The following is a 10,940-nucleotide window of genomic DNA, read 5'->3' as shown; positions in this document are numbered from 1 at the left end:
CGTCTCTCGTCTCTCGTCTCCCAAAAACAAAAAAGGCCGATACCTAAGTATCAGCCTTTGTTTTAAGCCTAATTATTTTTAGTGATGCTCACGATTGTAGATGCACAGCATATCTAGATAAGCGCTAACGAGCGTTGATAGCTCAGCTTCGCTCTTAGAGCGGTTCGCTTGCACGAAGATAGAGTAGCAAATACCGTGGAACAGATTCGCCAAATGTTCCGGTTCATGTTGGTCACAAACTTCACCACGTTCGATCGCTTTGATGAACATGTTTTGCACCAATAGTTGGTTTGTACGGTTTGTGGTCACGAACAACGGCCATACTTCATCACGTGTCGATGCGCTCCACTCAAACCAAACCTTCAACCAATGGCAATCTTGACTTACTAGCTCAATCATTGCATTAGTGATGTTGGCGATGTTTTCGCGTGCATGGATATCTAAGTCGATGTTATCAGACAAGAAGTTCGAGAATTGACGAACAACGTGGTTCAGAACTTCATCCACTAAGTCTTCACGAGTAGGGAAGTAGTTAAATACTGTCGCAACAGAAACTTGAGCGATCTCTGCAATATCTGCGTGACCACCACGACCAATGCCGCGACGAGCAAACACTTCAAGAGCGATTTCCATCAGTTGCTGTTTACGTTTTAGAGGGGAAAGCCTAGTACGAGGTCTCTTTGCTATTGAGTCCATATCCATTTTCCTTGCCATTTGAGTTGATGTTTTGGGGATGATCCCCTAATTGATTATTTTAATAGTTACTTAAAGTATTGATAAGTGTAATGATGCATATGTACAAGGTCAACATCTGATGCGTAATTTATAGACAGTAATGTCATTATTGATGTTTCATTCAACTAGATAAGTTCTAAAATTAAGACTTTCATCCAAGAATTCAATGGAATGGGAAGCGGCTTTTAACCCATGGTGCGGGGTGTTACACTACACGCTGCAAGATAAGGTGATCGTTTGCGTACGACCAACCTCAACCCACAAAGAAAATTGAGCACAGTATGAAACATACAATAGAAGTGATGATTTCTGAGCAAGAAGTTCAGGAACGTATTCGTGAATTAGGCAAACAAATTACTGAACGTTACCAAGGTAGCGAAGATCTGGTAATGGTTGGTTTGCTGCGTGGTTCATTTGTATTTATGGCAGATTTGGCTCGTGCAATCGAACTGACTCACCAAGTCGACTTTATGACCGCTTCTAGCTACGGCAACACAATGGAAAGCTCTCGTGACGTGCGTATCCTGAAAGACCTAGATGACGACATCAAAGGCAAAGACGTACTGATCGTAGAAGACATCATCGACACAGGTAACACACTGAACAAGATCCGTGAAATCCTATCTCTACGCGAGCCTAAGTCTATTGCGATTTGTACACTGCTAGACAAGCCGTCACGTCGTGAAGTTGAAGTGCCAGTTGATTACGTTGGTTTTGCTATTCCTGATGAGTTCGTTGTTGGTGTGGGTATCGACTACGCTCAGAAATACCGTCACCTACCGTTCATCGGCAAAGTGGTACCTCAAGAGTAATCATTACTCTTTTGCAAAGAATACAAAAACGCCCGTTAATCACTTAACGGGCGTTTTCTTTTATTCAGTCTGGCTGATACTTCTCAACTCATCGACACAGTAGTTTGTTATCTGTGTTCAGGATAGTAGAGAGTGCTTTTTGGTAAGACGCTTCCACCGTTTCTTTCGAGTTTGAGCGAATGCCTAAGTACTCTAAGCGACCATCTTCAATCCCATATACCACGCCATGAATCTCTACGTCTTGCCCACGCTCCCATGCGTTTTGCATGATGGTCGAGTTACCCAAGTTGTAAACTTGCTCTGCAACGTTGATTTCACCAAGTTTGTCAGCTCTGTCTTCAAGCGGCATTTGGTCTAGGTAAGGGCGGTGTTTAAAGTAAAGATCACGAATGTGAAGTAGCCAGTTGTTGATGAGGCCAAGTTGAGGGTTATCAATTGCAGCGTTGACGCCGCCACAGCCGTAGTGACCACAAACAATAATGTGCTTCACTTTTAATACGTCGACCGCGTATTGCACCACAGATAGGCAGTTTAGGTCGGTGTGGATGACCTGGTTTGCAACATTTCGGTGAACAAATAACTCGCCCGAGAACAGCCCTGTTAGTCGCTCTGCAGGAACACGACTGTCTGAACAACCAATCCATAGAAAGTCGGGCTTTTGACCTTCCGCTAGTTTTGCGAAATATTCTGGGCGATCAGATTTGATTTCTTCTGACCACTTAGAGTTATTTTCGAATAATTGTTTAATTTCCGGCATCTGACATCTACTTCCCTAAAAATTAAAAAAACCAACCACTCACCAGTGCTTATAAAGCGATCAGCGCTGTAACTATACACAATGTTACAATTTCGATCCCGTTAAATATTCATTCAAGATGACTCATCTGACTAGTTCTCGCTGTGAAAATCATAAAATATGCAGACATCATTCAGTATGCGAATAAGCCTAGCGAATTCGTGGTTTTATTGTGTTTTTTTCTTTGACGAAATATTTGTTAGATTGATGGCATTTTGTCTTTTTAATGCAGGGAGCAAATTCAATGTTCGGTAGTCGCTTTAAGGATATCAACTTGAAAGGGGATCTGTTTGGTGGCGTCACCACGGCCATTATTTCACTTCCTCTTGCGTTAGCCTTTGGTGTCGCATCTGGTGCTGGCGCAGAAGCAGGCTTATGGGGTGCGATCATGGTGGGGCTTTTCGCTTCGCTGTTTGGTGGCTCAAACACCCTGATATCGGAACCAACCGGTCCTATGACAGTGATCATGACCGCCGTACTGACCAGCATGATGGCCAAGTACCCTGAAACGGGGATGGCAATGACCTTTACCGTTGTAATGATGGCGGGGGCATTCCAGATTGTGCTCGGTACATTAAAGCTCGGTAAGTACGTTACGCTGATGCCTTACAGTGTCATCTCCGGCTTTATGTCGGGTATCGGTGTCATTCTGATTATCTTGCAACTCTCGCCTCTATTAGGTCATGCCGCGCCCTCTGGTGGGGTTATCGGGACGCTATCGGCATTACCAGACACCATTTCTAACCTGAAGTTTAGCGAGTTATTTTTGGGCTTGCTGACGCTAGGTATCCTGTTTTTCTTCCCTAAGCAGTACCGTAAATACGTCCCAGCTCAGTTAGTGGCATTGGTTGCAGTCACCTTGCTTTCGGTCATCCTATTTGATGCTGAAGATATTCGCCGAATTGGTGAAATCCCAGCAGGTTTGCCGTCTTTAGTTGTGCCGCACATTGATCCGGCGATGTTTACCGAAATGGTCATTGATGCCTTAGTGCTGGGCACATTAGGTTGTATTGATACCTTGCTCACGGCTGTTATTGGTGACTCTTTGACGCGTAAAGAGCACGACTCAGACAAGGAATTGCGCGGCCAAGGCTTGGCAAACATGATTTCTGGTCTGTTTGGTGCACTGCCTGGTGCTGGCGCGACAATGGGAACCGTAACCAACATTCAAGTTGGTGCCCGCTCGCCCTTATCTGGTGTGATTCGTGCTTTGATTCTTGCGCTGGTGGTATTGGTTGCAAGTGGGTTAACCGAGCCGATTCCGATGGCGGTGCTAGCGGGTATTGCGGTGTATGTTGGCTTTAACATTCTTGACTGGAGCTTTATTCAACGCGCGCACAAGGTCAGTTTCCCGGGCATGGCCGTGATGTATGGTGTAATGCTATTAACGGTGTTTGTTGATTTGATTGTCGCCGTTGGCCTTGGTGTATTTATCTCTAACATCATCATCATTGAACGTTTGAGCCGTGAGCAAGCACGCCAAGTTAAGGCGATCAGTGATGCGGATGAAGACGATGTACCGCTGACAGACAGCGAGAGAGGATTGTTAGATAGAGCCAATGGCAAAGTATTGTTCTTCTATCTTTCTGGGCCAATGATCTTCAGCGTTTCGAAGGCGATTTCGCGTCAGCACTCCAGTATCTCGGATTACGAAGTGATGATTCTCGACCTGACGGATGTCCCTATGATTGATGTGACCGTTGGCTTGGCGCTAGAGAACGCCATTAAAGATGCTTTGGATGCAGAGTGTGAAGTTTATTTACTGTGTCCAAACCAACGTACGCGTGAGCAGTTAGAGAAATTCCACGTGATTGATTTGGTACCTGATGAGAACACCTACAAGTTCCGCTACGAAGCATTGAATGCAGCGGTAAAACATGTAGAAACCGATGAACATCAAATGCTAACCATGTAGTTTAAGTGACTTATTTAAAAGCGCTACCAGAGAGATTTGGTGGCGCTTTTTAGTAAATGGAGTCGAGGATTTATAGTTATTTCTAATTTTATAGAAAGGTTTATTTGTATTCATCGTTATTCAACGATAAACTAATTCAACTTCAGTGCAATACCGCTTTCGACTCTTAAGTCGCTATCAATGATCCCCAACGGTATTGGCATTCACGATTCATCAACAGATGGCAATTATTACGCAATGTACGCATTAGAAATTGAACAGCTTCGCAAGACCTATGCGGGCGGATTTGAAGCGTTGAAGGGCATCAGCTTACAAGTCGAAAAAGGTGACTTCTACGCGCTTCTAGGGCCGAATGGTGCAGGTAAATCAACCACTATTGGCATTATTTCTTCTTTGGTAAACAAAACCTCGGGTACGACTAAGGTTTTTGGTTACGACATCGATACGCATCTTGAATTAGCGAAGCAGAACCTAGGCTTGGTGCCGCAAGAATTCAACTTCAACCAATTTGAAACGGTTGAGCAAATTGTAATGCAGCAAGCGGGCTACTATGGCGTATCCAAAGAGCTTGCTAAAGTTCGCGCGGAAAAATACCTAACCAAGCTCGATTTGTGGGAAAAACGCAAAGAGCGCGCACGTAATTTATCCGGTGGTATGAAGCGTCGCTTGATGATTGCCCGTGCTTTGATGCATGAGCCTCAGCTGTTGATCCTTGATGAACCAACGGCGGGTGTTGATATCGAATTGCGCCGCTCTATGTGGGACTTCTTGAAAGAGATTAACCAAGAGCAGGGCATTACTATCATCCTAACAACCCACTACCTTGAAGAGGCAGAAATGCTGTGTCGCAACATCGGTATCATCAATAAAGGTGAGCTGATCGAGAACACGACGATGAAAGCGCTGCTAGGTAAACTTCGTGTTGAAACCTTTATTCTCGATGTCGAGTTTGAAGGTGAAATGCCGATGTTAGAAGGGGTAAATAGCCAGATGATGGTGAACGGCTCTTTAGAAATTGAGCTGGATAAGAGCCAAGGTTTGAATTCGGTATTTAGTCAGCTTTCTGAGCATGATGTGAAAGTGCTTTCAATGCGTAACAAAGCCAACCGTTTGGAAGAGTTGTTTGTCAGCATTGTACGTGGAGGTAACCAATAATGTATAAGTTGTATTGGACAGCTTTCTGTAGCCTGTTGACCAAAGAGATTAACCGCTTTACACGAATTTGGGTGCAAACCTTAGTTCCGCCAGCGATCACTATGACGTTGTACTTCATCATCTTCGGTAGCTTGATTGGCTCTCGTATTGGTGAGATGAACGGCTTTAGCTACATGGAATACATCGTGCCGGGTTTGATCATGATGTCGGTGATCACTAACTCGTATTCGAACGTCGCATCGTCATTCTTTAGCTCCAAATTCCAGCGCAATATCGAAGAACTACTCGTTGCACCGGTACCAAACTACATCATCATTCTTGGTTTTGTTATGGGAGGTGTGGTTCGTGGCCTGCTGGTGGGCACCATCGTTACTTTCGTGTCGCTGTTCTTTGTTGATCTGCAAGTTGACCATTGGGGCATCATTATCGCAACGGTGTTTATGACATCTGTTGTGTTCTCACTAGGTGGTTTGATCAATGCGGTTTACGCAAGAACGTTTGATGATATCTCTATCATCCCTACGTTTGTTTTAACGCCGTTGACCTACCTTGGTGGTGTATTCTATTCAATCAGCCTATTGCCTGAATTCTGGCAAGGCGTGTCTAAGCTGAATCCAATCGTCTACATGGTGAATGCGTTCCGCTACGGTTTCTTAGGTGTGTCTGATGTGGGTATCGTCACCTCATTTAGTGTTCTGACCGTATTTGTTATCGCACTTTACGCTGTGGCGCATTACCTCGTGACTAAAGGTATTGGCTTAAGAAGTTAATCCGAACAAAGTTTGAAAGAGCAGCCAGAGAGCTGCTCTTTCTTTATGCACATCGATACATTCCCATACAAATTTTCGACTTCTAACATGCTAGGTTTCATTCAACTGTTGTAAATGCATTTGATGCAAATGAGTGAAGCCATGAATATTGTCCCCTCTCCATCTTTTTCCTTTAAATTGCTTCTTCCTAAATACTGGTCTGTTTGGTTTGCCTTTGGTCTTTTGGCGCTGATCGTCAATCTACTTCCATACTCAGCCTTGCGTTTTCTGGGGCGAGGTATCGGCTCGCTTGCGATGCCGGCCATGAAACGTCGTAGAGGCATTGCCAAGCAAAACTTAAAACTCTGCTTTCCCGAATACAGCGCTCAAGAATGTGATGAGTTGGTAAAGACAAACTTTAAATACACGGGTATGGCGCTCATCGAGACGGGAATGGCTTGGTTTTGGCCTGATTGGCGAGTGAAGCGTCTAGCCAAGGTGGTCGGAAAAGAGCGTTTACTTGAGCAAGAGAGAAATGGACGAGGAGTGCTGGTGGTGTGTAGTCATCACCTTAACCTGAAAATGACGGCGCGTATTTTTAGCCAGTTTGCGAAAGGTTATGGGGTGTATCGACCGAACTCGAACCCAGTTTATGAATTCGTCCAGCATCGTGGACGCACTCGCTGTGGGCACCAAATGATTGATCGAAAAGACGTGAAATCGATGCTCAAAGTTCTGAAAAATGGTCAGCGATTGTGGTACTTACCGGATCATGATTACGGGGTAAATAATTCTGTTTTTGCACCGTTTTTTGCGGTTGAACAAGCGGCAAGTACCGTGGGTTCGAGCGTGTTGATTGATGCGACTAAGTGCGCTGTGATGTCCGGAGTGACGGTCATGAGCGGAAACCAATACACGCTTTATATCGGTCATGACCTTAGCCAGCAGTTTGAGCGACGTAATCCTGTCAAAGCGGCCAGTATTTTGAATCAAGAATTAGAAGGAATGATCAGAAGAGATATTCCAGCATGGATGTGGCTGCATAAGCGATTCAAGACGCGTCCTGAAGGGCTTGAATGTGTTTACTCATAAATCCATTCATGAGACATAAAAAAGGTCGGCGTAGTGCCGACCTTTTCGTTTATGCATTTCGCTTATTCAGCGTTTGCTGAATTCGCTTCGCTTGATTCTTCTTCTTTGGCTTCTACAACCATATCAACCGTTTGGTTGTCGATTAGGCGTGCTTTACCTAAGAATGCAGACATCAAGATCACCGCTTGAGTGGTCTCTGCAGTAATAGCTTGAAGTGTACGAGCATCACGAATGAAGATTTCATCAGGCTGTAGACCTGCTGCACGCAGTTGGTCGTTCGCATCTTCAATCACAGAAGCATAATCGTCACGGCCGCCGCGCATAGCACTGCTAATCCAACGCATAGTGCGAGCTAAAACTGGAGCACGTTGGCGCTCATCAATCGTCAGCAGACCATTACGAGAACTCATCGCTAGGCCGTCCATTTCACGTACGGTTGGTACGCCAATGATTTCGATGTCCATTGCTAGGTCATCAACCATCTTGCGAATCACAGCAAGCTGTTGGAAGTCTTTCTCACCAAAGCAAGCCACATCAGGCTGAACGATATTGAACAGCTTGTTTACGATGGTGGTAACACCACGGAAGTGACCCGGACGAGAAGCACCTTCAAGGATGGTTGATAAGCCTGGTACGTCAACAAACGTTTGTTTGTCCAAGCCTTCTGGGTAGATGATTTCTGGTGTAGGAGTGAACACCATTTCTACGCCTTCGCCACCTAGCTTGCTTAAATCTTCTTCTAGAGTGCGAGGGTAGTTATTTAAATCGTCTGCACGGTCAAACTGCATCGGGTTTACAAAGATGCTTACGACAACGACATCAGCGTATTCACGAGCTTTACGAACAAGCGTCAAGTGACCTTCGTGTAGATTGCCCATGGTTGGGACAAACGCCACTTTGCGACCTTCACGCTTAAAGGTTTTCACCTGTTCACGAATCGCTGAGATTTCCGCAAAAGTTTGCATGCATTTATCCTCTAGGCAATAGTGTGAGCTGCGTCTGGGAATGCACCGCTTTCGACATCAGCCATGTATTGAGCCACGGCTTTGCGCATATCGCCTGTTTCAGCAAGGAAGTTTTTCGAGAATTTTGGCATGTAGTTCGCCGAAATTCCAAACATATCGTGCATTACAAGAATTTGACCATCAGTCACGTTACCAGCACCGATACCAATCACAGGTACATCAAGTACTTGAGTAATACGGTCCGCCAATTCAGCTGGAACGCACTCTAGCAAAACAATTTGAGCGCCAGCTTCTTGCAGTGCCAGTGCGTCTTTCACCATGCGATCCGCTTTTTCTTGGTCGCGGCCTTGTACTTTGTAACCACCAAAGATGTTTACAGATTGAGGTGTTAGGCCTAGGTGAGCACAAACAGGAACTGCACGTTCAGTTAGCATCTTAACCGTATCAACTAACCAATCGCCGCCTTCGATTTTTACCATATTTGCACCAGCACGCATTAACGTTGCTGCGTTCTCACACGCTTGCTCTGGCGTTGCGTAGCTCATGAATGGCATATCAGCCATCAATAGGCAATTCGGGCTACCAGCGCGTACACAGCGCGTGTGATAAGCAATATCTTCAACAGTTACCGGTAATGTATCGTTTTTACCTTGCAGAACCATGCCTAGAGAGTCACCGACCAATAGAACAGGCATTTCTTGGCTTTCAAAAAGTTGGGCAAAGCTTGCATCGTATGCAGTTGAAGTAGCAAATTTACGACCTTCTTGCTTCCACTTAATCAGGTCGTTAATGGTCATTTTTTTCATTGTTTTATCCTCACTAGGAGTTGGCTATGACTGCCAAATATTGAGGCCGTTACGATCTACTTGTGCAAGTAGTGACGACACCTCGGTCCCGTCTGGGAGTTGTAAACTTGGTGCAATTTCCGCAAGAGGGTAGAGTACGAACTCGCGCTCTCTCATTCCATAGTGTGGAACTGTCAGTCTTTCGGAATCGATCACCTCATTGCCATAAAGAATCATGTCGAGGTCCAAAGTTCTTGGACCCCAGCGTTCATCTTTACGGACACGCCCTTGCTCTTGCTCAATCGCTTGGGTGCAATCGAGCAGCTCAAGAGGCGTCAAATTGGTTTTTATCGCCACAACCGCATTGATGTAATCCGGTTGGTTTTGTGGTCCCATCGGTGTACTGCTGTAAAGTGATGAAGCCTGAACAAACTCAGAGTTTGGTAATGTTTTAAGGGCTTCGATCGCTTTCTTCGCTTGGCTGACAGGATCAGCCAAGTTACTGCCTACCGCAATGTACGCTGTGATCATGACTTTGGCTTACTCTTTTTCTTGCGGTAAGTTTTACGGCGACGTTGACCGGTTTTAGGCGCTTGGCCGTCTAGGTCCGCAGCCATAGCTTGGCGCATTTCTCGGCCAGCATTTTGGAAAGTTTCCCACCACTTGGCAAGCTTCTGAGTATCACCGCCTTCAATTTCACCGCGCATTTCAAGAAAATCAAAGCCAGCTCTAAATTTGTTGAGCTCCATTAGGCGGAATGCACGTTTACCGTTGCGTCGTGGAAGGCGTAATTGCAGCTGCCAAATTTCACGAATCGTCGCTGTGTGACGGCGTGGAATGGCAATGGTACGAACTTGGTCATCAAGAATGATGTTGCTCGCTTCCATGATGGCATCGTAATGGCACAGGTTACGCTGTTCCATGAGTTTATCTGCCATGGCACATAGCGGGTACCACAGCATCGCTGCAAACATGAACGCAGGATTGATGCGCTTGCCTTCTTCGATTCGCATATCGGTCGAATCAAGCACTAAATCTAGCATTTGTTCGGTATGAGATTCGTAATCTTCAGTGAAGTGCTCAGCAATTACAGGGAACAACTGTTGGAACAGGTTGTATTCGCGCAGTAGGTGATAAGTCTCTAGACCGTGACCAGATTGAAGCATCTTCAACGATTCTTCGAAAAGACGTGCTGATGGGATATCACGCAGTAGCGGTGCCATCTCTTCAATCGGTGCTGCGGTGTCTTCTTCGATATCGAAGTCGAGTTTCACAGCGAAGCGAACAGCACGCAGCATGCGAACAGGGTCTTCACGGTAACGCGTTTCTGGATCACCGATTAGACGAACAAGGCGGTCCTCTAGATCTTCAATACCACGAGCGTAGTCGTGAATAGAGTAATCTGCGATGTTGTAGTACATCGAGTTAATCGTGAAGTCACGGCGCTCTGCATCTTCATCAATAGTGCCGTAAACATTGTCACGAAGCAGCATGCCTTCTTTTGACTGCTGGGAAACGTTCTTGTTCTTTTGCTCTTGGTGGTGACCGCGGAAGGTCGCAACTTCGATGATGTCTCGGCCAAACATAATGTGGGCAAGACGGAAGCGACGGCCAATCAAACGGCAGTTTCTAAACAGTTGTTTGATTTGCTCTGGTGTCGCGTTAGTTGCGATATCAAAGTCTTTTGGTTTTTGTCCAAGCAGTAAGTCTCGAACCCCGCCACCCACAAGAAAAGCATCGAAACCGGCACCGTTTAGTCGGTATAGCACCTTCAGTGCATTATCACTGATCTGCTTACGCGAAATGTTGTGCTCTTCACGAGTAAGTACATTGAGAGCGAGTTCTGGGATCATGGCAGATTCGCTTGTTGTATTGTCGTTTGTATTCATGTGCATCTGGCAATAACTGGGTTTAATCCAATCTTGCTTTGGTTAGT

11 protein-coding genes are annotated in these 10,940 nt (G+C 45.5%); 5 read left to right on the top strand and 6 right to left on the bottom strand.

The window, feature by feature from the left end:
• Positions 1-78: 78 nt before the first annotated feature.
• Positions 79-696 (bottom strand): transcriptional regulator OpaR, encoded by a 618-nt coding sequence (gene opaR / locus H735_RS01165; RefSeq protein WP_009707563.1) that lies wholly within the window; start codon positions 694-696, stop codon positions 79-81.
• Between the two features lie 320 nt (positions 697-1,016).
• Here opaR and hpt point away from each other — a divergent pair, with 320 nt between their 5' ends.
• Positions 1,017-1,547: a hypoxanthine phosphoribosyltransferase gene (gene hpt / locus H735_RS01160; protein ID WP_005439354.1), complete on the top strand. Its 531-nt coding sequence runs from the start codon at positions 1,017-1,019 to the stop codon at positions 1,545-1,547.
• 88 nt (positions 1,548-1,635) lie between these two features.
• Here hpt and can read toward each other — a convergent pair whose 3' ends face one another.
• A complete protein-coding gene (gene can, locus H735_RS01155; protein ID WP_005439355.1) occupies positions 1,636-2,304 on the bottom strand; it encodes a carbonate dehydratase in 669 nt (222 codons plus the stop codon).
• A 283-nt stretch (positions 2,305-2,587) separates the two neighbouring features.
• Between can and H735_RS01150 the strand changes: the two genes are divergently transcribed.
• From H735_RS01150 to lpxL, 4 genes are all read left to right on the top strand, one after another.
• Entirely contained in the window at positions 2,588-4,258 is a 1,671-nt protein-coding gene (locus tag H735_RS01150) for a SulP family inorganic anion transporter (protein ID WP_020196604.1), read from the top strand.
• A 237-nt stretch (positions 4,259-4,495) separates the two neighbouring features.
• Positions 4,496-5,413, top strand: coding sequence for an ABC transporter ATP-binding protein (locus H735_RS01145; protein WP_005439357.1), 918 nt, complete (start codon positions 4,496-4,498; stop codon positions 5,411-5,413).
• Positions 5,413-6,183 (top strand): ABC transporter permease, encoded by a 771-nt coding sequence (locus H735_RS01140; RefSeq protein WP_005439358.1) that lies wholly within the window; start codon positions 5,413-5,415, stop codon positions 6,181-6,183. The genes H735_RS01145 and H735_RS01140 overlap by 1 nt, the downstream gene beginning before the upstream one ends.
• 141 nt (positions 6,184-6,324) lie before the next feature.
• Positions 6,325-7,254 carry an LpxL/LpxP family Kdo(2)-lipid IV(A) lauroyl/palmitoleoyl acyltransferase gene (gene lpxL / locus H735_RS01135; RefSeq protein ID WP_020196602.1) on the top strand — a complete coding sequence of 310 codons (930 nt, stop codon included), beginning with the start codon at positions 6,325-6,327 and terminating at the stop codon, positions 7,252-7,254.
• A gap of 62 nt (positions 7,255-7,316) precedes the next feature.
• Here the strand turns inward: lpxL and panC are convergent, their stop codons facing one another.
• From panC to pcnB, 4 genes are read right to left on the bottom strand one after another with little or no spacing between them, the layout of a single operon-like run.
• Positions 7,317-8,219, bottom strand: a complete 903-nt coding sequence (gene panC / locus H735_RS01130) for a pantoate--beta-alanine ligase (RefSeq protein ID WP_020196601.1) — start codon at positions 8,217-8,219, stop codon at positions 7,317-7,319.
• Positions 8,220-8,230: 11 nt separating this feature from the next.
• Positions 8,231-9,025 carry a 3-methyl-2-oxobutanoate hydroxymethyltransferase gene (gene panB, locus H735_RS01125; RefSeq protein ID WP_005439361.1) on the bottom strand — a complete coding sequence of 265 codons (795 nt, stop codon included), beginning with the start codon at positions 9,023-9,025 and terminating at the stop codon, positions 8,231-8,233.
• Positions 9,026-9,049: 24 nt separating this feature from the next.
• Positions 9,050-9,535 (bottom strand): 2-amino-4-hydroxy-6-hydroxymethyldihydropteridine diphosphokinase, encoded by a 486-nt coding sequence (gene folK, locus H735_RS01120; RefSeq protein WP_020196600.1) that lies wholly within the window; start codon positions 9,533-9,535, stop codon positions 9,050-9,052.
• On the bottom strand, positions 9,532-10,899 hold the full coding sequence (gene pcnB / locus H735_RS01115; RefSeq protein WP_005439387.1) for a polynucleotide adenylyltransferase PcnB: 1,368 nt from the start codon (positions 10,897-10,899) through the stop codon (positions 9,532-9,534). Before pcnB ends, folK begins: the two co-directional genes overlap by 4 nt.
• Positions 10,900-10,940 lie beyond the last annotated feature (41 nt).

Source organism: Vibrio owensii CAIM 1854 = LMG 25443 (genome assembly GCF_000817815.1).
GTDB classification, from domain to species: domain Bacteria; phylum Pseudomonadota; class Gammaproteobacteria; order Enterobacterales; family Vibrionaceae; genus Vibrio; species Vibrio owensii.
The sequence above is the reverse complement of the archived record's forward strand: the minus strand, read 5'-3'. Positions and strand labels throughout refer to the sequence as shown.